This is a genomic window from Cupriavidus sp. FW305-27 (assembly GCF_058787995.1).
Genome location: NZ_JBYTAG010000067.1, coordinates 20022 through 39734 on the forward strand (window position 1 = coordinate 20022; position 19713 = coordinate 39734).

Annotated in this window: 20 protein-coding genes; 12 read left to right on the forward strand and 8 right to left on the reverse strand. The window is 69.0% G+C overall.

What is annotated here, in order from left to right; all coding sequences use genetic code 11:
* The first annotated feature begins 37 nt into the window (after positions 1–37).
* Together AC3WRI_RS26425 and AC3WRI_RS26430 are read left to right on the forward strand one after the other, a co-directional pair.
* Positions 38–946 carry a 2-hydroxy-3-oxopropionate reductase gene (locus AC3WRI_RS26425; protein WP_010809660.1) on the forward strand — a complete coding sequence of 303 codons (909 nt, stop codon included), beginning with the start codon at positions 38–40 and terminating at the stop codon, positions 944–946.
* 31 nt (positions 947–977) lie between these two features.
* Positions 978–1844 (forward strand): DMT family transporter, encoded by an 867-nt coding sequence (locus AC3WRI_RS26430; protein ID WP_010809659.1) that lies wholly within the window; start codon positions 978–980, stop codon positions 1842–1844.
* On the opposite strand, the gene AC3WRI_RS26435 is transcribed toward AC3WRI_RS26430, so the two are convergent.
* Both AC3WRI_RS26435 and AC3WRI_RS26440 read right to left on the reverse strand, forming a co-directional pair.
* Positions 1841–2404 carry a flavin reductase family protein gene (locus AC3WRI_RS26435; protein ID WP_010809658.1) on the reverse strand — a complete coding sequence of 188 codons (564 nt, stop codon included), beginning with the start codon at positions 2402–2404 and terminating at the stop codon, positions 1841–1843. The genes AC3WRI_RS26430 and AC3WRI_RS26435 overlap by 4 nt on opposite strands.
* Positions 2401–3579 carry an acyl-CoA dehydrogenase family protein gene (locus AC3WRI_RS26440; RefSeq protein WP_492294389.1) on the reverse strand — a complete coding sequence of 393 codons (1179 nt, stop codon included), beginning with the start codon at positions 3577–3579 and terminating at the stop codon, positions 2401–2403. Before AC3WRI_RS26440 ends, AC3WRI_RS26435 begins: the two co-directional genes overlap by 4 nt.
* 146 nt (positions 3580–3725) lie before the next feature.
* Here AC3WRI_RS26440 and AC3WRI_RS26445 point away from each other — a divergent pair, with 146 nt between their 5' ends.
* A complete protein-coding gene (locus AC3WRI_RS26445) occupies positions 3726–4730 on the forward strand; it encodes an AraC family transcriptional regulator (RefSeq protein ID WP_010809656.1) in 1005 nt (334 codons plus the stop codon).
* Positions 4731–4806: 76 nt separating this feature from the next.
* Here AC3WRI_RS26445 and AC3WRI_RS26450 read toward each other — a convergent pair whose 3' ends face one another.
* Complete coding sequence (locus AC3WRI_RS26450; RefSeq protein WP_010809655.1) at positions 4807–4950, reverse strand: entericidin A/B family lipoprotein; 144 nt, start codon at positions 4948–4950, stop codon at positions 4807–4809.
* Positions 4951–5219: 269 nt separating this feature from the next.
* Between AC3WRI_RS26450 and AC3WRI_RS26455 the strand changes: the two genes are divergently transcribed.
* From AC3WRI_RS26455 to AC3WRI_RS26470, 4 genes are all read left to right on the forward strand, one after another.
* A complete protein-coding gene (locus AC3WRI_RS26455) occupies positions 5220–5492 on the forward strand; it encodes a DUF2188 domain-containing protein (RefSeq protein ID WP_010809654.1) in 273 nt (90 codons plus the stop codon).
* Between the two features lie 195 nt (positions 5493–5687).
* On the forward strand, positions 5688–5885 hold the full coding sequence (locus AC3WRI_RS26460; RefSeq protein WP_010809653.1) for a hypothetical protein: 198 nt from the start codon (positions 5688–5690) through the stop codon (positions 5883–5885).
* A gap of 151 nt (positions 5886–6036) precedes the next feature.
* A complete protein-coding gene (locus tag AC3WRI_RS26465) occupies positions 6037–6375 on the forward strand; it encodes a hypothetical protein (protein WP_231881494.1) in 339 nt (112 codons plus the stop codon).
* Between the two features lie 208 nt (positions 6376–6583).
* Positions 6584–8845 carry a VTT domain-containing protein gene (locus AC3WRI_RS26470; protein WP_492294391.1) on the forward strand — a complete coding sequence of 754 codons (2262 nt, stop codon included), beginning with the start codon at positions 6584–6586 and terminating at the stop codon, positions 8843–8845.
* Here the strand turns inward: AC3WRI_RS26470 and AC3WRI_RS26475 are convergent.
* The 3 genes from AC3WRI_RS26475 to AC3WRI_RS26485 all read right to left on the reverse strand — a co-directional run bounded on the left by AC3WRI_RS26475 (position 8842) and on the right by AC3WRI_RS26485 (position 10663).
* Positions 8842–9324 (reverse strand): DUF1579 domain-containing protein, encoded by a 483-nt coding sequence (locus AC3WRI_RS26475; protein ID WP_010809650.1) that lies wholly within the window; start codon positions 9322–9324, stop codon positions 8842–8844. The genes AC3WRI_RS26470 and AC3WRI_RS26475 overlap by 4 nt on opposite strands.
* A 122-nt stretch (positions 9325–9446) precedes the next feature.
* Positions 9447–9812, reverse strand: a complete 366-nt coding sequence (locus AC3WRI_RS26480; protein WP_010809649.1) for a DUF2880 domain-containing protein — start codon at positions 9810–9812, stop codon at positions 9447–9449.
* Between the two features lie 113 nt (positions 9813–9925).
* Positions 9926–10663, reverse strand: a complete 738-nt coding sequence (locus tag AC3WRI_RS26485; protein WP_010809648.1) for a GntR family transcriptional regulator — start codon at positions 10661–10663, stop codon at positions 9926–9928.
* 140 nt (positions 10664–10803) lie between these two features.
* Between AC3WRI_RS26485 and AC3WRI_RS26490 the strand changes: the two genes are divergently transcribed.
* The 5 genes from AC3WRI_RS26490 to AC3WRI_RS26510 are packed head-to-tail and all read left to right on the forward strand — an operon-like array spanning position 10804 to position 17670.
* Positions 10804–12954, forward strand: coding sequence for an acetate--CoA ligase family protein (locus AC3WRI_RS26490; protein WP_492294392.1), 2151 nt, complete (start codon positions 10804–10806; stop codon positions 12952–12954).
* 25 nt (positions 12955–12979) lie between these two features.
* Entirely contained in the window at positions 12980–14293 is a 1314-nt protein-coding gene (locus AC3WRI_RS26495; protein WP_010809646.1) for a DUF1254 domain-containing protein, read from the forward strand.
* A gap of 11 nt (positions 14294–14304) precedes the next feature.
* Complete coding sequence (locus AC3WRI_RS26500) at positions 14305–15621, forward strand: DUF1254 domain-containing protein (RefSeq protein ID WP_492294394.1); 1317 nt, start codon at positions 14305–14307, stop codon at positions 15619–15621.
* Positions 15618–16598, forward strand: coding sequence for a Bug family tripartite tricarboxylate transporter substrate binding protein (locus AC3WRI_RS26505; RefSeq protein WP_454750658.1), 981 nt, complete (start codon positions 15618–15620; stop codon positions 16596–16598). Before AC3WRI_RS26500 ends, AC3WRI_RS26505 begins: the two co-directional genes overlap by 4 nt.
* A 58-nt stretch (positions 16599–16656) precedes the next feature.
* Positions 16657–17670, forward strand: a complete 1014-nt coding sequence (locus AC3WRI_RS26510; protein WP_010809643.1) for a Bug family tripartite tricarboxylate transporter substrate binding protein — start codon at positions 16657–16659, stop codon at positions 17668–17670.
* A gap of 16 nt (positions 17671–17686) precedes the next feature.
* Here AC3WRI_RS26510 and AC3WRI_RS26515 read toward each other — a convergent pair whose 3' ends face one another.
* Both AC3WRI_RS26515 and AC3WRI_RS26520 read right to left on the reverse strand, forming a co-directional pair.
* Positions 17687–18877, reverse strand: coding sequence for a M24 family metallopeptidase (locus tag AC3WRI_RS26515; protein ID WP_010809642.1), 1191 nt, complete (start codon positions 18875–18877; stop codon positions 17687–17689).
* An 11-nt stretch (positions 18878–18888) separates the two neighbouring features.
* Positions 18889–19713 (reverse strand): Bug family tripartite tricarboxylate transporter substrate binding protein (locus AC3WRI_RS26520; RefSeq protein WP_492294396.1); only part of this gene is annotated, 825 nt, incomplete at its 5' end.

Below are 19713 nucleotides of genomic sequence, written 5' to 3' on the forward strand. Positions count from 1 at the left end.
CGGCCGGCCTGGCGCCTGACCACTACCGGACACTGACATGAGCAAGATCGGCTTTATCGGACTTGGCGTGATGGGCAAGCCCATGGTGCAGCACCTTGTCGACGGCGGGCATACCGTGTTCGCCCATACGCGCAGCGGCGTGCCGCAGGACCTTCAGGATGCCGGCGTGAAAGCCTGCGCCAGCGCCGAGGAGGTGGCGAAGCAGTCGGAAACCATCATCCTGATGCTGCCTGACACGCCCGACGTGGAGCGGGTGCTGTTTGGCGAGAAGGGGGTCGCTGACGGCCTTGCCGACACGGCAGGCGGCATTACCGTGATCGACATGAGCTCGATCTCGCCGATCGCCACGCGCGAGTTCGCGCGCTGCATCGAAGCGCTCGGCGTCGACTATATCGATGCACCGGTCTCCGGCGGCGAGGTCGGGGCCAAGGCGGGCACGCTGTCGATCATGGCCGGCGGCAAGCAGGAAGTATTCGACCGCGTGCTGCCGATCCTGCAGCTGATGGGCAAGAACATCACGCGCGTGGGCGAGGCCGGCGACGGCCAGGTGGCCAAGGTGGCCAACCAGGTGATCGTGGCGCTGACCATCGAGGCGGTCAGCGAAGCGCTGGTGCTGGCCGCCCGCGCCGGCGCCGATCCCGCGCGCGTGCGCGAGGCGCTGATGGGCGGCTTTGCCAGCTCGCGCATCCTGGAAGTGCATGGCGAACGCATGATCAAGCGCACCTTCGACCCGGGCTTCCGCATCGCGCTGCACCAGAAGGACCTGGAACTGGCGCTGTCCACCGCGCGCCAGCTCGGCGTGGGCCTGCCCAACACGGCGTCGTGCCAGCAGCTGTTCAATGTCTGCAGCGGGCTGGGCGGCGCGGGCTGGGATCATTCCGGACTGGTCAGGGCGATCGAGCACCTGTCCTCGTTCGCCATCGGCGACGAACCGCCCGCAGCCTGAACCACGCAGCGCCCACCGCCCACCCCGCCGCATGCCGCGCGCGAACACCGTGGTGCTGACCGCACTGGCGATGCTCGCCTTTGCCGGCAATTCACTGCTGTGCCGGCTCGCGCTGAAGGGCACCACCATCGACGCGGCCAGCTTTACGCTGGCCCGCGTCGCCGCGGCGGCGCTGGTGCTGTGGGTCATCGTCGTGGCGCGGCACCAGTTGGTGCGCACGGTCGTGGCGCAACGGCTGCCGCCGGTGGAAGGCAACTGGATTTCCGCGCTTGCACTGTTCTGCTATGCCGCGGCCTTTTCCTTTGCCTATGTGCGCCTCACCGCGGGGACCGGCGCGCTGCTGCTGTTCGCGGCGGTGCAGGCCACCATGACCGGCTATGGCCTCTATGCCGGCGAGCCCATGCGCCTGCAGCAATGGATTGGCCTGGCCCTGGCGCTGGCCGGGCTGGTATGGCTGTTGCTGCCAGGGCTGGCCACGCCGCCGCTGCCGTCCTCGCTGCTGATGATCGCGGCCGGCATCGCATGGGGCGTTTATTCGCTGCGCGGCAGGCGCGCCGCGGATCCCGCTTCCACCACCGCGGGCAACTTCCTGCGCGCGGTGCCGATGGCGCTGGCGCTGGGTGCGGTGATGCAGGCGCAGCGATCACTGGACGGCGCGGGGCTGGCCTATGCGCTGTTGTCCGGCGCCATCACCTCCGGGCTGGGCTATGTCATCTGGTATGCCGTGGTGCCGCAGCTGAAGGCCGCCATCGCCGCCACCGTGCAACTGAGCGTGCCGGTCATTACGGCGGCAGGCGGCATCGCGCTGCTCGGTGAAGCCCTGAGCCTGCGGCTGGCATTGAGCGCGGCCGCGGTGCTGGGCGGCATTGCGCTGGTGATCGCGGGCAAGCGCGGCTAAGGCGCTGGTACCTCAAACCCGCCTGCGTGGAACACCAGCGGCGCGCCCGGCGTCGATCCATAGGCCACCACCTCCACGACAAAGATCACGTGGTCGCCCACCACGCGCACCGAGTGGTGCCGGCAGATAAAGTACGCCAGCGTGCCGCCGATCAGCACCGTGCCAAACGGCCCGGGGCGGCAATCGACGCCCGCGAAGCGGTCAGCACCGCGCGCGGCGAAGCGCCGGCACAAGGCCTGCTGCCCGCTCCCCAGCACATTGATCGCGTGGCACGGCGCCGCACGCAGCGCCGCCAGGCTGCCGGAGCTGCGTGCCAGGCACCACAACAGCAACGGCGGTGCGAGCGACACCGAGGTAAAGGCATTGATCGTGACGCCGACCGGCTGGCCGTCGGCGTCCGCGGCCGTGACGATGGTAACGCCCGTGGCAAACTGCCCCAGCGCATCGCGCAAGGCCCGCCGTGCCGCGCCATCGTGGCTGATGGCGCGGGCCGGGTCGTCCTGGCCGCTGTCGTTGCAGGCTTGCGTGTCATACGGCAGCGGCGCCAGGGCGGGGATCATTGCGCGGCAGGCCGCACCTCGCCGGGCGGCGCATCGAGATCCAGCCCCAGTGCCATGCGCCCTGCGTACTCCTGCTGGGCACCGGCCTGCAGCGGATGGAAGCGCGCGCCCTGCGCATCGCGAAAGCGCCGCTCCAGCCCGGCATCGCGATAGAAGCCCGCGCCGCCGGCCAGGTCCATCGCCGCCTCGACCGTCGCCAGCACCGCGCGCGCGGCCAGCGTGCGGGCGCCCATGATGCGGTTGGTGGTGACCGCGCCCGGCGCCTGCCCCGATGCCGCCGCGAACATCGCATCCAGCGCCAGCTGCGCGGCATCGGCCTCGTTGCACAGGCGCCCGGCGGCTTCCACCGCATGTGCGCTCAGGCGCCGCTGGCGCGCCAGCTGCAGCGCGATATCGCGCGCGGCCTCGGCCACGCCGACGTAGACCGCATAGATCAGCGGCAGCGCGATCATCGCCACCGTATGCATCATCGGATGCCACACGCCTTGCGGGCGGCGGGCGGCAATGGCGGTATCCGGAACCAGCACGCCTTCAAGCAGCACATCATGCGAGCCGGTGCCGCGCATACCCAGCGTGTGCCAGTTCGACAGCACGCGTACGCCCGGCGACTTCATCGGCAGCGCGAAATGCAGCACCGTGGGCCCGGTCTCCGGATCGTCATGGACGGCGCAGGTCATGAACAGGTCCGCCGCCGGCGCGCCGCTGGCGAAGATCTTGCGCGCATCCACGCGAAAGCCGCCATCCACGCGCGTAGCCTTGCCGCTGCCCTGCAGCCAGTCCGAACCGCCGCTGCCCAGCAGCACCATCTGCTCGCCCGCCACGCGCTTGAGCAGCCCCTCCACCGGCGCTTGCTGATTGCGCCAGCGCCACGCGGCCGTGGCCACCGGGTGGGTGTGCATGGCAAAGGCCAGCGCGGTCGATCCGCAGTACTTGCCCAGCTCGCGCAGCACCGCGCCCAGCTCCTGGTGCGACAGCCCGGCGCCACCAAGTTCCTGCGGCACGGCCGCGGCAAAGAAGCGGTGCGCGCGCAGGTCGTCGTAGTTGGCGCTGACGAACTGCCCGCTGGCATCGATCTCTGGCGCGCGTGCGTCGAAGGTGCGGCCCAGGGTCGCGGCCAGGCCGAGCCAGTCGGCCTGTGCGCCTGCGCTGGCATCCGCTGCGGAAAGGGTTTCCATGGTGTTGTCTCCGGCTAGTCTGATACGTGCGCTGCGGCGTTGTATGGCGCCAGGCACGGTGCTAGTATCGGAGCCCGGTCCCCTTGCCCGTATGATCGGGCGTCCGGCTTTCTTGCGCGAAACACCGGATCTGGAGGAATGTGACCATGGATGCCTTGTCCGACCTCTTGCGCGCCGTGCAGCTCAGCGGTGCCGTGTTCCTGAACGGCGAGTTCAAGTCGCCGTGGTGCCTGATCAGTGAAGCGGATGCTGAATTGCGCGCCGCCTTCCTGCCCCGCGCCGACCGCGTCGTCTCCTACCACCTGATTACCGAAGGCGTCTGCTGGGCGCGCCTGGTCGACGGCACCGGCCCGGGCCTGCGGGTCGACACCGGCGAACTGCTGGTGGTGCCGCAGGGCGAGCCGCACGTGCTGGGCAGCGACCTGCGCCTGCAGCCGCTGCCGTCCGCTCCGCTGGTGTACGACATGCTGCGCAACAGTCCGGGCGAGGTCATGCGCGTTTCCTACGGCGGCGGCGGCGAGACCACGCGCATGGTGTGCGGCTTCCTGGGGTTCGACGACACCATGGGCAACCCCTTGCTGACGTCGCTGCCGCGGCTGTTCAAGGTGGGGCTGGGCAGCGGGCTGGAATCGGCATGGCTGGCGTCGGCGCTGGCCTTTGCCACGTCTGAAGCGGCGGAACCGCGTGCGGGCACCGCCACGGTGCTGGCCAAGCTGTCTGAGCTGCTGTTCGTGCAGGCAGTGCGGCGCTGCATCGACACCCTGCCTGACAATGAAAGCGGCTGGCTTGCCGCCCTGCGCGACCGCTATGTGGGGCGGGCGCTGTCGCGCATGCACGCGCGGCCCGCCTACCCGTGGACGGTCGATGAGCTGGCGGGCAACGTGGGCCTGTCGCGCTCGGCGCTGGCGCAGCGCTTTACCGACCTGCTGGGGCAGCCACCGATGCAGTACCTGGCGCACTGGCGGCTGCGCTCCGCGGCCGCCGAACTGCGCAGCGGCAACCGTTCCATCAGCGAGGTCGCGGGCGCGGTCGGCTACGATTCCGAGGCCGCGTTCAGCCGCGCGTTCAAGCGCGAGTTCGGCCTGCCGCCCGCCAGCTGGCGCCGCAACCACATCGATGCGGCGCAGGCGCCGGCGGCGGCCGCACATTGAATTCGCCGTGACAAAGACAACGGCCCGCGTCACCAGACGCGGGCCTTAGCAATGCCAGGGCGGCAGGCAGCGGGACTTACATCTTCTGCTTGGTGCTTTCCGCCGCGCCTTGTACCTTCTCGCCGCCGCGCTCGATATCCTTGCCTGCGCCGGCCATGGTATTGCAACCCGTGACCAGCATCACGCCAGCGAGGGCAAACAGTGCAAATAGCTTTCTCATGACGATCTCCTTGCTTCGTGTGGATGCGACATGCGCCGCCAGGATGGAGTGGATCGGAATGGCTTGGGACCGGGCAGCCGCTTGCCCGACCGGCAATTGGATCGTAGCAACGCACCGCAGCGCAAAAAGTCGGCTTTCGTCCTACCGGGATGTCAGCCGACGGCGCGACCGGCCGTCACCGCGTGCGCGCTTGTAGGACATCGACGGATACCCGCGGCGGCGCCGTCGCTTAAAAATCAAATGTCAGCCCACGCCCTCCGGAGAACACCATGACGTCACGCAGCATCCACGTGCTTCCCGCCGCAACCGACAACGCCGAATACGCCGGCGACGGCGGATGGGCACTCACCATCGAAGGCCTGGAGAACGGTGGCGACGACACCGCGCTGCATTTCCCGACCCAGGAAGCCGCGATCGCGGCCGGCTGGATGCGCGCGCGCGCGGATGGCCTGCCGTTGTGCATCCACGGCCGCGATGGCCTGGTGCGCGAACGCAAGATCTATTGCCGGGACGCACGCGGCACCGCCCGCGTCGGCTACTGACCACCCCGGCCACCGTCAACCGCCGGTTCCCCCTGCATCCCCCGGGCCCGCGGCGAACGCGGGCCACAACAATCCATTGCGGGAAACACATTGAATGAAATCAATGTGTTACGTCTGCGCTCGTGAAAGCTACGGGTCTGTCACCGATACTGGAATCAAGGCAACACGCCTTATCCAGGACCAACCGAGACCCCCATGCGCCTGTTCCTCAGGTATCGCCCGCTGGACATCTATCCCGACCCGATCGACGCCAGGGTTGCCGAACTGCACGAACTTGCCGAAGACATCCATGCCAGGCACGCGCGCAAGTGGCGCCGGCATGGCACGATGCTGACCCCGCGCGACCGCGCGGATCGCAGATTTCCGACCGGCGACCCGGAAACGCGGCATTAGCCTAGGGACGATTCCTCTCTCTGCGCTAGGAAATGTGAACAAGTGTCATATCCGGTTGGCAAGGATATGACCCCTGCGAAAGAATGGGTACCGTACGCGGCAGGCTCGATTGGCGAGCCCACCGCTGTACCCTTTTTCCTGACGCAGCGAAATGAATCGAACCACCCGGGAATGCGTGATGGCGTTGATTTCCAGCCTGCGTGCCAAGGGGCCCATGCCCCGGCACCAGCTTGCCGCCGCCAGCCGCCTGAACGCCGCGGAACTGACGCGCGCGCTGAAGTCCGCCCGCCAGATGGGCGTAGTGGCCTACGCCGGCGAGCCTGAATCGCCGGCAGAGGCCGATACCCCGCTAGTGCTGACCGGCCGGCCTTTGCCGCCGCCGCGCCGCGTGGCGCCGGCACCGCGCGAAAGCAAACCGCATTTCGAGCCGCTACTGGATGTCTGGGGCATTGCGCGCCCCACGGCGCTGCGGCGCGGCCATCCGTCGTAGCGTCTTCGCCGCATGCCGGGGTCTTCCGACCCGCCCGCGCCGGCATGCCGTTCTTACAAAGGGCAGGTAAAGCGCACACGCGCCTGAGCCGCCCACGGCTCGCCCTTATCCCCTGGGGGCATTGCCTGCACGCCTGGACCAGCCCGCTTGGCGCACCGGTACGGAACTTGCGCGACGTTTCTGGCTGAACCTCCCCGAAGCGTGCGACATGAGGCAACACAACCCGCCCGGCACCACCGCGTCTCCCGCCACTGGCCCTCCGCATGATCACCAGGCCCCGGCCGCCTTTACGCCGGAGCCGGGGCGCAACTGCTGGCGCGTCGAGCCCTGCCAGCGCTTTGCCATGCTGGTCGACGCCGACGCCTACTTCCGCGCGTTGCGCGAAGCGCTGCCGCGCGCCGAGCACACCATCTTCATCCTGGGATGGGATATCGACAGCCGCATGGAACTGGTGCCGCAGGGCGCACAGGACGGCCTGCCGGCGGGCCTGCGCGACTTCCTGTGCGCGCTGGCGGACCAGCGCCCTGAGCTGCGCATCTATATCCTGAGCTGGGACTACGCCATGGTGATGGCGATGGAGCGCGAGTGGCTGCCGTCGGCCAGCGCGCACTGGCAGGCGCACCGGCACCTGGCGTTCCGGCTTGACGGCAACCATCCCCCGGGCGCCTCGCACCACCAGAAGGTAGTAGTGATCGACAACAAGCTCGCCTTTGTCGGCGGGCTGGACCTGACGCTGCGCCGCTGGGACGACAACCGCCATGCCCCCGGCGCGCCGTTGCGCATGGCCGAAGGCAAGCCCTACCCGCCCTTCCATGACGTGCAGTGCGCGCTCGACGGCCCCGCCGCCGCGGCGCTGGGCACCCTATGCGCGGCGCGCTGGCTGCGCGCCAGCGGCAGCGAGCCGCGCCCGGTTGCGGCCACCTCGTCAGACCCGTGGCCGCCAGGCCTGGCGCCGGAGTTGACCGATGTGCGCGTCGCCATCGCCCGCACCATGCCCATGTGCGAGGACGAGCCCGGTGTCAGCGAGATCCGCATGCTGCTGCACGATGCCATCGCCTCGGCCCGGCACAGCATCTACATGGAGAACCAGTACTTCAGCTCGCGCGAGATCGCCAACGCGCTGGAGGCACGGCTGGGGCACGAGGACGGCCCCGATATCGTGCTGGTGTCGAGACGCAACGAGAGCGGCTGGCTGGAAGCGCACAGCATGGGCGTGCTGCGCGCTCGCCTGTACCGCCGCCTGCGCGCGGCCGACACGCACGAACGCTTCTGCCTGTACTGCCCGTCGATTCCCGGCCTGATGCCCGAATGTGTCAATGTGCATAGCAAGGTCACGGTGATCGACGACGACCTCATCACCATCGGCTCGTCCAACCTCAGCAACCGCTCGCTGGGGCTGGATACCGAGTGCAATGTGGTGGTGATGTCGGGCGGCGACCCGCGCGTGCAGGCGGCCATTGCCGCCATGCGCGCACGGCTGCTGGGCGAGCACCTGGATGTGGCACCTGAAACCTTCCAGGCCGAGGTCGCCGCCACCCGCAGCGTGCTTGCGGCCATCCGCAACCTGCAGCGCGCGGACGGGCGCTCGCTGGAAGCCTACGAGCCGCCGTTGCCGGACGATGTCGATGCCGCTTCGCCGGCGGCCAACCTGCTGGACCCGATCGAGCCGATCGACAGCGACCAGGTGCTGGCCGAGTTCGTCAGCCATGAGGCACGCCCGCGCGTGCTCGGGCGCGTCGGGATGATGGTGGTGCTGGCGCTGATGCTGGCGGGGCTGGCATTTGCATGGCGCCATACGCCGCTGCGCGAATGGGCGGACTTCCGCGCGCTGCTCGGCTTGGTCGAGCAGCTGGACGAGATGCCGCTGGCACCGCTGGCGATGATGGGCGTCTACCTGGCCGGCGCGGTGACAATGCTGCCGGTGACGCTGCTGATCCTGCTGACCGTGGTCATTTTCGGCCCGCTCTACGGCGCCGCGCTGGCGCTGTGCGGCACCGTGCTGAGCACCGGCGCAGGCTACCTGGCCGGCCGCTTGCTGGGGCGCAATACTGTGCGCCGCTTTGGCGGCAGACGGCTGAACCGGGTCAGCCAGCAGTTGGGCAAGCACGGACTGGTGGCGATGGTGGTGCTGCGGCTGGTGCCGATTGCACCGTTCGCGCTGGTCAACCTGGTGATCGGCGCATCGCGCATCGGCCTGCGCGACTGCCTGGTCGGCACCGCGCTGGGCATGCTGCCCGGCATCGTGGTCGCTGCCTGCCTGGTGAACCGGGTCGCCGCCGCGGCGCGCGATCCGGGCCTGTTCACGTTCGCCTTGCTGGCGCTGGTGCTGCTGGTGCCGGCGTCGCTGCTGCTGGTGCTCCGCCGCCGGCGCCGGCGCCATGCCGGGGGCAGCGCCGCGCACCCGCACGACGATCCGCCCGGCCCGCGCGGCCGGCTGGCACGGCTCGCGGCCCAGCGCCGCCAGGCTTAACGCTGGCGGCGATAGCTGGCGTTCATGAACTGGGTCCACTCGCCGTTCTCGCCCAGCATGTAGGACGTCAGCGTGCGGTGGTCGTCGTCGGTGAAGGTGATCACGTCGCGGTACTGCGCCATGCGGCCATTGCCGGAGCAATCCGGCCCCTCGGCACGCAGCGTCAGTTGCTGGCCGCCGGCATCGAGGTCGCCTTCATAGATCCACAGGTGCGTCATCATCGAGCCGATGAAGGTCCCGACGAAATGCTTGCGGGCGGGATCGTAGCCCAGCGTCATGACCGTGGTGGACGGGCCGCAGCCGGGCATGTCGCCCTGCGTCACGCACTGGACCCAGACGTCGCCGACGCTGCTCACGCGCTCGGGAATCTCCCACTTCTGCACCGGCTGGTCCGGCCCCATCGATGCCTCGCCTTCGGCGATCCAGTTGCCCACCAGCCGTTGCAGCCAGCGGTGCTCCTTCTGCGCTTCGGTCTTCATTCGCGGTCTCCTTGGATTGCACCCACAGATGTTTGTGGATGCCGTACACATAGCCTAGCAAATGAAATGGACAGCGTCCACTTTTACCTGGGATTTGCTGTGCCGCGCTGGCCTGCCGGGACCTAGTGCTGCGGCAGCCTGACCTTGGGCACCACGAACTGGTTGCCCGGGGCGCGCAGCACGTCGCACTGGACCTTGGCCTTGCGCACGGCGCCGTCCTGCGCCAGGTATTCGACGTCGGCCACCACGCTGTAGGCGTCTTCGGCCACCTTGCGGGCCTTGCCGCTGACCCACTTGAAGCTGGCGGGATTGGGCAGCGCTGCCTTGACCGCCTTCATGCAGGCGACCGGGGCCTCCGGGGCCTCGTCCTTGCCGCGCGGCTTTGGCGCTTCATCCTGCCCCGCGGCCAGCGCCGCCGACGCGCACGTGACCGACAACGCCATCACCAGCGCGGTGGACAGGGAACGCGGGAAAAGCGGCGAAAGCATCTTGGACTCCTGGGCTGGGGCAGAACTGGGCGCCACATTCTAACGCCAGCGCCGATGCCGTTCAGGCCACGGCACCGGCACAAAAGTTCCCCCGGCGCCACTGCCAGGCGACGCTAGCGCCGCACGCAGGCTTTGTAGGTGAACTTGTCGCCACGAAACATGAATTCGGAGAAGGCCAGCGGCTTCTCGTCGATGTCGTGCGGCGTGAACCGGATGCGCAGCAGCGGCTCGCCCGGCGCCACCTTGAGCCGGCGCGCGGTTTCGGCATTGGCAGGGATTGCTGCGCTCTCCGTGTGCAGGTACTTGAGGCGATAACCCAGGCGGGCCTCCACGATCATCAGGGCATCGTGGTTTTCCAGGTCGTGCTCCAGAATCGCGCGCATCAGCGGTTCGGGCGCCATCGTCATGCCGACCGCCACCGGCACGCCGGCCACTGACTTGAGCATGGTCACGCACAGCAGCCTGGTTCCCGGCGGCAGGCGCAGCGCATCGGTGGCGATGGCCGGCGCCGCGATCAGCCGCGTCGACAGCAGCTTGCCGTGCGCTTCGTGCCCGCGCGCGCGCATGTAGTCGAAAAAGCCAGTCAACGGCCCCAGGTCCGCCTGCCCCGCCGGACGGCTGACAAAGCTGCCCTTGCCGTGCACCGTCTCGATCAGCCCTTCGGCAAGCAGCGATGCCAGCGACTGGCGCACGGTGATGCGGCTGACGCCGAATTCAGCCATCAGCTCAGACTCAGACGGCAGCTTGATGCCCGGAGTCCATTCGTTGTTGACGATGCGCTGGCGCAGCGCGCCTTCGATCTGCTTGAAGCGAGGCAGGGAGCTTGTTGTCACGAGATTGGCGGTGTTCACGGCATGTCCGATGCGGGCTTCTACTTATCATAACAACATTGACTCATCATAACATGTCATGACAACATGCTCGGACACACCAATGACAAGATTCGCGGCGCCGTCTTGGAAGTCATGGCGCACGCATACGGAGACAAGCGATGCCAGACCTCTGCGCCCTGTTGCAGCCGCGCACCATCGCCGTGATCGGCGCCTCCACCCAGCCCGACAAGGTGGGCGGCATGCCGGTGCGGCTGCTGAGCGAACTGGGCTACGCCGGCCGCATCATTCCCGTGCATGCCACGGCGCGCGAAGTACAGGGGCTGGCTGCGGTGCCCTCGCTGGATGCGCTGGACACACCGGCCGACCTCGCCATCGTGGCGCTGCCGATCAGTGCCAGCCTGGACACCATGCGCCAGCTGGCGCGCAACGGCACGCGCGCCGCGGTGTTCTTCACTTCGGGCTTTGCTGAAACCGGCGGCGACGGCATCGCCATGCAGGCGGAACTGGCGGCACTCGCGCAAGCGCACGGCATCACGCTGCTGGGGCCCAACTGCCTGGGTGCGATGAACCTGCGCGAGCGCGTCTTTGCCACTTTCTCGCCGATGCCGCTGAGCGGGCTGCCGCCGCTGGGCGAAGTCGGGCTGGTCAGCCAGAGCGGCGCCTTCGGCGCCTATGCCTTTGGGCTGGCGCGCGAGGCATCGCTGGGGCTGAGTCACTGGGTCACCACCGGCAACGAAGCCGGCCTGCACGTGGCCGACGTGATCGAATGGCTGGCGCACGACGACGCCACCCGCGTGATCCTGGCCTACCTGGAAGGCTGCCGCGACGGCACCCGCCTGCGCCGCGCGCTGGCGGCGGCGCGTGCCGCGGGCAAGCCAGTGGTGGTGACCAAGGTCGGCACCACCGAGGCCGGGGCCCGCTCCGCGCAATCGCACACGGCCAGCCTGGCCGGCGAGGACGCCGTCTACCAGGCGGTCTTCGACGAGTACGGCGTATTCCGCGCCCATACGCTGGATGACTTCTTCCGGCTGGGCTACGTGCTCTCGCGCGGGCGTCGGCCGACGCGCTGGCAGCCCTCGGCGAAAGAGCCGGAAAGCGCCGTCACGCCGGTCGCATTGGTCACGGTTTCGGGCGGCGTCGGCATCATGATGGCCGACCAGGCCGAGGCGCTGGACCTGCCCCTGCCGCCCATGCCGGAAGCCGCGGCCACTGCGCTGCGCAGCGCCATCCCCTTTGCCAGCACGGCCAATCCCATCGATGTCACCGGGCAGATCGTGGCGCAGCCGGAAGTGCTGCTGGACGTGATTGCCGCCGCGGCGCAAAGCCCCGACTACGGCAGTGTCGTCGCCTTCCTGGCGGGCGGCGTTGGTGCGCCGCGCATCTGGCCTGGCCTGCAGGATGCTGTCGAGACCCTGCACCGCAGCGGCACCGCGGCGCCGCTGCTGTTCAGCGGGCTGGTCGATGACGAAAAGCGCCGCTGGCTCGAAGCGCGCGGCGCGCTGGTCTTCCGCGAACCCGCCCAAGCGGTGCAGGCCGTGGCCGTGCTGGCCCGCGCCGCCGCGCAGGCAGCGGCAGCACATGCGAAGCCCGCCGTAGCTGCCGCGGCCCTGGCTGCGCCGGACCTTCCGCGCGACACTACGTCGCTGTCCGAGTTCGAAGCCATGCAGTGGCTCAACGCCTGCGGCATCCCCACCGCACCCCACGGACTGGCGCGCGATGCCGACGAGGCCGTGCGCATCGCCGAAGGCATCGGCTACCCGGTTGCCGTCAAGCTGTGTTCGCCCGACATCCTGCACAAGAGCGACGTAGGCGGCGTGGTGCTGAACGTGGCCGATGCGCAGGCGGTGCGTGCGGCGTTTGCGCAGGTGCAGGCCGCCGCTACCAACCACGGCAGCCCGGCGCGCTTCGAGGGCGCGCTGGTCGCCGGCATGGTGCGCGGCTGGGGCGAGCTGATGGTGGGCGTGCGGCGTGACCCGGTCTTCGGGCTGGTAGCGCTGGCCGGCATCGGCGGCACGGCAGTTGAGATCTTCCGGCAGACCGCGTTCGGCCTGGCCCCGCTGACCCATGCCCGCGCCTGCACCATGCTGCGTGCAAGCCGTGCCGAAGCGCTGCTGTGCGGCCATCGCGGCCATCCCGCGGTCGATGCCGATGCCGTGGCCGAAGTGCTGGCGCGCGTGTCGCAGGCCGCCGCCGCACTCGGGCCGCGGCTGGACACGCTGGAGATCAATCCGCTGATCGTCACCGCCCAGGGCGTGGTCGCGGCCGATGCCGTGGTCACGCTGCATGCCGGGGACGGCATCAACGAGTAAAGCAAAACCCGACGGAGACAACGCCATGAACCAACCCGCTGCGCCCTTCCTTGCCGGCGCGCCCATCGACACGCCCCAGGAAGCCCTCACCGCCGCGGCGGCGCTGCCGCTGGTGCTTGCCACCTATCCGCTGTTTGAAAGCCTGCGCACCTGCCGGCTGCAGACCTCCGTAGCCCAGGCCACCGGCTACGGCCGTGCCCCCGTCAACGTGCTGTCGGCCAGCACCCACCAGTGGACACACAAGGACCGCGACATCGTCACCCCGGCCAATGACCTGCTCTACTTCTGCGCCTGGGTCAACCTGGCCGACGGCCCGGTCACGCTGCACGTGCCGGCGCTGCCGGACGCCAGCCGCTATTACGTGGTGGAGCTGCTGGACGCCTGGACCAACAACTTCGAGAACCTGGGCCCGCGCAACGTTCCCGCGGCCGGCGCCGACATCGTGCTGGCCGGCCCCGGGCAGCAGGCCGAAGGCGACCACGTGGTGCGCTGCCCCACCGCACTGGTCTGGCTGCTGGGCCGCGTGCTGGTGACGGGTGCCGACGATCTGCCGGCGGCGAGCGCCTTCGAGAACGGCTTCTACCTGTCCGGCGGCGCCAGGATGCAGCCCGCCTGCGTGCGCGACTGGCAGGAGGGCGGCGAGCCCGCGCTGGACTTCTTCGCCAACATCTTCAACGCCCTGCGCGAGTATCCCGCCGAGCCTTCCGCCGCCGGCCTGCTGTCGCTGCTGCGCAAATGCGGCATCCGCGCCGGCGACGCCGTCGATGTGGGCGCGCTGCGGCCTGCGGTGCAACAGGGCCTGGTCCGCGCCTGGCACGAAGGCATGGCCCTGATCGAAGCCAACACCCGCAGCCATGCGCGCAAGAGCTGGACCTACAGCCTGCTGCTGGGCCGCTATGGCGACGACTGGATGCAGCGCGCGGTCACCGCGATGAAGGGCTTGGGCGCACTGCGCGCCGACGAGGCCGTCTATGCCGCTGCCGACTACGACGCCGACGGCGAACTGCTGCACGGCCGCCACGCCTACGCCCTGCACTTCCCCGCGGGACACCTGCCGCCGGCGCAGGCGTTCTGGTCGGTCTCGCTCTACGGCGCCGACCGCTTCTTCACCGACAACGCCATCGGGCGCTATGCGCTGGGCGACCGCAGTCCCGGTCTGCAATACGATGTCGACGGTGGCCTCACGCTGACCATCTCGCACCAGCGCCCCACGCAGGCGCAGGACAACTGGCTGCCGGCACCGGACGGCCCGTTCTACCTGATCCTGCGGCTCTACCACCCGACCGATGGCTTCATGGCCGGCGGCTACGTGATCCCGCCCTTGCGGCGCATTGCCTGATGGAGCGCGCCATGGAACACCACGACAACCTGCTCGGCACGCTGGCGTGCGACGCGGTGCGCTACACGCTGCCGCTGTACGAGATGGCGCGCATGCGCGCCGCCACCTGCCCGCGGCGCGATGGCGCCGGGGTCTTTGCCGGCGACGGGCCCGACACAACGCTGCGCTGGATCAACACGGTCACGCACGTGCGCACGCTGCTCGGCCCGCAGCACCGGCAGGTCGTCACGCCGAACAACGACACGCTCTACACCAATGCGTGGCTCGACCTGTCCGGCGGCGCGCTGCTGCTCGACGTGCCCGACTGCCACGGCCGCTACTACGTGCTAGGCCTGCTCGACGCCTATACCAACCCGTTCGGCTATATCGGCACCCGCACCACCGGCACGCAAGGCGGCACCTGGCTGCTGCATGGGCCAGCCTGGCGGGGCGAGGTGCCGGCCGGCGCAACGCCGCTGCCCTGCCCCACCAACGCGGTCTGGATCATCGGCCGCATCCTGGCCGATGGCGAAGCCGATTTGCCGGGTGCACATGCCCTGCAGGACGGCATCCGCCTGCGCCGGCCGGACGGCACCAGCGCAGCAACCGTATTCGATGCTGGCATGCAAGCCGGCGAGCGGCCGGCCGATCCCGACCGCTACGCCGCCGTCGTCACCCGCATGCTGCGCGAGAACCCGCCACCCGCGGCCGAAGCGGAACTGGTCCGCAGCTTTGCCCCGGCCGGCATCGGCAGCAACGCGCCGCTGACCGGGGCACAGCGCGCGGCGCTGGCCACCGCGCTGACGCAGGTCGACGCGGAACTGGCCGCGCCCAGGGTCTCCGCGCTGGGCGGCGGCTGGTTCCTGCCGGTGGAAATCCGCACCTCGTTCGGCACCCACTACGCTCTGCGCGCCGAAGTGGCGCGCAACTACATCGGTGCGCTAGGCGTTGAGGAAGCCATGTACCTGATGGCCGATTGCGATGGCGACGGCTTGCCGCTGGACGGCACGCACCAGTATGAACTGGTGTTTCCCCGGCAAGGACTACCCCAAGTGGGCGCATTCTGGTCGCTGACCATGTACCGTAAATCGGACTGCATGCTGGTCGAGAACCCCCTGCAGCGCTACTCGCTGGGCGACCGCTCGCCGGCCCTGCGCCCGGCGCCCGATGGCAGCCTGTGCATCGTGCTGGGCGCGCAGCCACCTACGGAGAACGCCCTCGCCGGCAACTGGCTGCCGGCCCCCGCTGAGCCGTTCTATGTAGCGTTGCGCCTCTACGTGCCCGGCGCCACGCACCTGGAACGCAGCTTCCGCTATCCACCCATCCGCCGCATGAAGGAAGCATCATGAATCGGACCTCAATCTTCGCCCGGGCCGTGCTGACGGCCGGCCTGGCGATGCTGTGCCTGGCCAGCCCGGCGCAGGCGCAAACGTATCCGTCGCGGCCGGTCAAGCTGGTGTCGCCATATGGCGCCGGCGGCTCCAATGACATCTCTGCCCGCATCCTTGCCGAGGCACTTGGCCACAAGCTGGGCCAACAGGTGGTGGTGGAGAACAAGCCTGGCGCCGGCACGCGCCTGGCCACCGAGCAGGTGGCCCGTGCCGCGCCGGACGGCTACACGCTGCTGTGGGCTGCCGCGCCCTTCGCCATCAATACCGCGGCAGGCATCGCCCAGCGCTACGACGTCCACAAGGACTTCGTGCCGGTGGGACCGCGCGTGCTGGGCCCGGTCTTCCTGATCGTCAATGCCAGCTCGCCGGCCCGCACCGTGTCCGACTTCGTGCGCATGGCCCGGGACAAGCCGGATGGCGTGACGCTGGCCTCCCCGGGCGCAGGCTCCGGCCCGCACCTGACCGCCGAGCTATTCGGGCAGGTCGGCAAGTTCCAGCTGCTGAATGTCCATTACCGCGGCGACGCCACCGCCTATACCGAACTGCTGGCCGGCCGCGCGGACGCCACCCTGACCGCCATCACCTCGGCGCTGCCCTTTATCAAGGCCGGCAAGCTGCGCGTGCTGGCAGTGGCCTCGGAACAGCGTTCGCCGGTCTATCCGGATGCGCCCACCTTTGCCGAGCAGGGTTACCCGGGCATGGTCGGCTACGGCTGGTTCGGCCTGGTCGCGCCGGCCGGCACGCCGCCCGCCGTCTCCGAGCGCCTGAACCGCGAGGCATCGGCCGTGCTGGCCGATGCCGAGATCCGCAAAAAGCTGCTGGGGCTGGGGCTCGAGCCGCAGCCAGAGCCGGGCAGCGCGTTTTCCGCCTTCATCGACCAGGAGATCGGCAAATGGGGCAAGCTGATCAAGGCGCGCGGCATCAAGCTGGAGTGAGACTTCCCCTTCCACGTAGGGCAACACGGACCATCCATCCCAAGGAGAAAACGCCATCATGACGACCGCTGCCCACCTGCTGCGCGGCCCGCTGCTGCAAGCCGCCCTGCCCCTGCTCACCGTGCTGGCCCTGGCCGCCGCGCCCGCCCCGGCCGGCGCACAGGGCGCCTACCCGGCCAAGCCCATCCACCTGATCGTCGCCTACCCGCCGGGCGGGCTGACCGACACGCTGGCGCGCACCATCGGCGATGGCCTGTCGCGCCAGCTCGGCAAGACGGTGGTGGTGGAGAACAAGGGCGGTGCCGGCGGCATCATCGGCACCGACTACGTCGCCAAGTCGGCGCCTGACGGCTATACGCTGCTGATGACCATTCCCGGCCCGATCACGTCCAACCTGGCGCTGTACAAGAAGCTGCCCTACGATCCGCGCACTGAGCTGCGCCCGATCTCCGACATCGCCACCGCGCGCACCGTGCTGGCGGTCAACAGCAGCGTGCCGGCCAAGACCGTTGCCGAACTGCTGGCCTATGCCAAGGCATCGCCGGGCAAGCTGCGCATGGGGTCGTGGGGCGCGGGCACGCAGCCGCATACGATCCAGACCTACATCGCCAGGCAGTACCAGGCTGACATGCTGCATGTGCCTTACCGCGGCGAAGGACCCATGGTGACCGACCTGCTCGCCGGCCAGGTCAACGTGACGGTGGGCTCCGTGACCGCGCTCAAGCAACACTTCGCCACCGGCAAGCTGCGGCCCCTCGCTGTCACCGGCACGCGCCGCGCACAGGGCCTGCCAGACGTGCCGACCTTCGCCGAGGCCGGCTACGCCGACGAACCGTTCCGGCTGACCGGCCCGATCACGCTGATGGCGCCCGCGAAGACGCCGCAGGACATCATCGACCGCCTGGGCCGCGAGACCGCCAGCCTGGTCGCCAGCGCCGACATGCAGCGGCGCATCGTGGACATGGGCGCGGAACCGCTCGGCAATACCCCGGCACAGGCAGAGGCGGCGTACAAGGCGTACCTGCCGGTGGTGCTCAAGCTGACGGCGGATACGGGGGTGACACTCGACTGAGCTACGCGGCGGGCGCCTAGTCCACGGTTGCGTATTCCAGCGTCTTCGGCGTCTTGATGATGACCTCCGGCTGGTCGCCAACCACCACGGTATCGTCCAGCCGGAAGCCGCCAAGGCCGTAGACATAGAGGCCCGGCTCCGCCGAATACACCTCTCCCGCAAGCAGCGGGCGGGTATTGAAGGCCATGTCCTCCGGGTATTCATGCAGCATCAGACCGACCGCGTGGCCGGTGCGATGAAAGACATAGTCCCCGCAGCCGGCCTGCTCGATCACAGCCTGCGCGGCCGCATCCATGTCGCAGACGCGCTTGCCGACCACCGCCGCGGCAACGGCAGCGTCGGTGGCCTTTGCCGCAACCTGGTAGAACCGCGCCTGCTCGTCGCCGGGCCGGCCGCAAAACCAGGTGCGCTCATTCTCGACATACAGCCCGTTCAGGCGCGGCAGCACCAGGTTGACGATGGTGTCGCCGGCGGAAATCCGTGCGCCGCATCCGGCGCCATCGCCATGCGGCGATGCCGAAGCTGGCCCGGTCAGCGTCCAGCATTTGAGGATGTCGAAGTCCTCGCCCGGAAAGCGCCGCGCCGCCTCCTCCGACATCAGCGCCGCCATGGCGTGGTCAAGCTCCTGCACCAGCCGGCCTGGCCGGAAGTTCTCGCGGTAGCGATCCTGCACCCAGTCCGTCAGCGCACCTAGCTCGCGCATGACCTGCAGCTCCTCCGCATGCTTGACCCAGCGCAGGCTGCGCATCTCCGCCATGGCGGGCCGCAGCGTGAGTTCAGGCAGGCAGCGCTGCGCACCCGCCAGGATCGGATGCTGGACGTCCACCGCAATCCGCGACATGCCGAGCCCCCTGGCCCCCAGCAGCGCGGCAACCACTTCCGGCAGCTGCGCAGGCAGCGGCAGGCGATTCGAGACACGGGGATGCTCGGCGTAGTAGGTGACATCGGCAAGCCAGACCGAGCCCTTCCCGGTCGCAAAGCGCATATGGTTGGTCGACAGCTCGTTCATGACCGCGAAGGTGTCGCCATTGCGCGGCACCACCACGAACACCGGGCGCTCCCACGGCCAGACATCGAGCTGGAAATTGGTCGCGTACTGGAAAAAGTCAGGCGTGCCGAACACCAGCGCATCGACGCGCAGCTTGTCCATCAGCCTGTGCATCGCCGCCAGGCGATAGCCTTGTACGGCCTTGGTGAGATGTGCCATGGCAGCGGTCCTCAGAGAGAAATGGCAAGGTTGCGGATGATCGGGCCCCAGGTATCGGCGTCGCGCTTCATATAGCGCTCCACCTCGGACGGCGGCCCCTTGATTGCATCCAGGAACTGGAAGGCAAGCTTCTCCTGGAACTGCGGGTCGTCCAGGATCTGGTTGATGTCGGCATTGACCTTGCGGATAACGCCTGCAGGCGTGCCTGAGCGGGCCACGATCGCGTACCACCCGGGTACCTGCACGTCATAGCCAAGCTCCTTGAAGGTGGGCACTGCGGGCAAGGCCGGCTGCCGCTTGTCGCCGGTGACCGCCAGCGGTATCAGCTTCTTGCCGGCGATGTAAGGCTGCACGCCCGCGAGCACATTCATCATCACCGGGGTCTGCCCGTTCATCAGGCTGGTCGAGCCGCCGCTGCCATTGAACGGCACGTGCTGCAGCCGGACTCCGGTGCGTTGCGCGACCAGTTCCATCGCCAGGTGGGTGGAGTTGCCGATGCCGCCCGACGCGAAGCTGATCTCGCCGGGGCGAGCCTTGGCCATCCGCACGAAATCCTGGAACGTATCAGCCTTGAGCGACGGCGCCGCGACAAAGACAAAGGGCGAGTTGGCGAGCATCGCCACGCCAGTCAGGTCCCGACCCGGGTTATAGGGCAGCTTCGGGTACAGGAAGGGATTGAAGCTCAGGTTGGAAACGCCGGCGAAGAACAGCGTGTAGCCATCGGCGGGCTGCCCGATCACATAGCTGATCGCCAGCGTCCCGTTGGCCCCGGGCTTGTTCTCCACCACCACCGGCTGGTTCCAGGCACGGCTGAGCTTTTCCGCGAGCGCGCGCGC

Bases quoted from the DNA above. Each gene is read 5' to 3' on its own strand.
- AC3WRI_RS26425 (WP_010809660.1), top strand. From the start codon at position 38: ATGAGCAAGATCGGCTTTATCGGACTTGGCGTGATGGGCAAGCCCATG.
- AC3WRI_RS26430 (WP_010809659.1), top strand. From the start codon at position 978: ATGCCGCGCGCGAACACCGTGGTGCTGACCGCACTGGCGATGCTCGCC.
- AC3WRI_RS26435 (WP_010809658.1), bottom strand. From the start codon at position 2,404: ATGATCCCCGCCCTGGCGCCGCTGCCGTATGACACGCAAGCCTGCAAC.
- AC3WRI_RS26440 (WP_492294389.1), bottom strand. From the start codon at position 3,579: ATGGAAACCCTTTCCGCAGCGGATGCCAGCGCAGGCGCACAGGCCGAC.
- AC3WRI_RS26445 (WP_010809656.1), top strand. From the start codon at position 3,726: ATGGATGCCTTGTCCGACCTCTTGCGCGCCGTGCAGCTCAGCGGTGCC.
- AC3WRI_RS26450 (WP_010809655.1), bottom strand. From the start codon at position 4,950: ATGAGAAAGCTATTTGCACTGTTTGCCCTCGCTGGCGTGATGCTGGTC.
- AC3WRI_RS26455 (WP_010809654.1), top strand. From the start codon at position 5,220: ATGACGTCACGCAGCATCCACGTGCTTCCCGCCGCAACCGACAACGCC.
- AC3WRI_RS26460 (WP_010809653.1), top strand. From the start codon at position 5,688: ATGCGCCTGTTCCTCAGGTATCGCCCGCTGGACATCTATCCCGACCCG.
- AC3WRI_RS26465 (WP_231881494.1), top strand. From the start codon at position 6,037: ATGAATCGAACCACCCGGGAATGCGTGATGGCGTTGATTTCCAGCCTG.
- AC3WRI_RS26470 (WP_492294391.1), top strand. From the start codon at position 6,584: ATGAGGCAACACAACCCGCCCGGCACCACCGCGTCTCCCGCCACTGGC.
- AC3WRI_RS26475 (WP_010809650.1), bottom strand. From the start codon at position 9,324: ATGAAGACCGAAGCGCAGAAGGAGCACCGCTGGCTGCAACGGCTGGTG.
- AC3WRI_RS26480 (WP_010809649.1), bottom strand. From the start codon at position 9,812: ATGCTTTCGCCGCTTTTCCCGCGTTCCCTGTCCACCGCGCTGGTGATG.
- AC3WRI_RS26490 (WP_492294392.1), top strand. From the start codon at position 10,804: ATGCCAGACCTCTGCGCCCTGTTGCAGCCGCGCACCATCGCCGTGATC.
- AC3WRI_RS26495 (WP_010809646.1), top strand. From the start codon at position 12,980: ATGAACCAACCCGCTGCGCCCTTCCTTGCCGGCGCGCCCATCGACACG.
- AC3WRI_RS26500 (WP_492294394.1), top strand. From the start codon at position 14,305: ATGGAACACCACGACAACCTGCTCGGCACGCTGGCGTGCGACGCGGTG.
- AC3WRI_RS26505 (WP_454750658.1), top strand. From the start codon at position 15,618: ATGAATCGGACCTCAATCTTCGCCCGGGCCGTGCTGACGGCCGGCCTG.
- AC3WRI_RS26510 (WP_010809643.1), top strand. From the start codon at position 16,657: ATGACGACCGCTGCCCACCTGCTGCGCGGCCCGCTGCTGCAAGCCGCC.
- AC3WRI_RS26515 (WP_010809642.1), bottom strand. From the start codon at position 18,877: ATGGCACATCTCACCAAGGCCGTACAAGGCTATCGCCTGGCGGCGATG.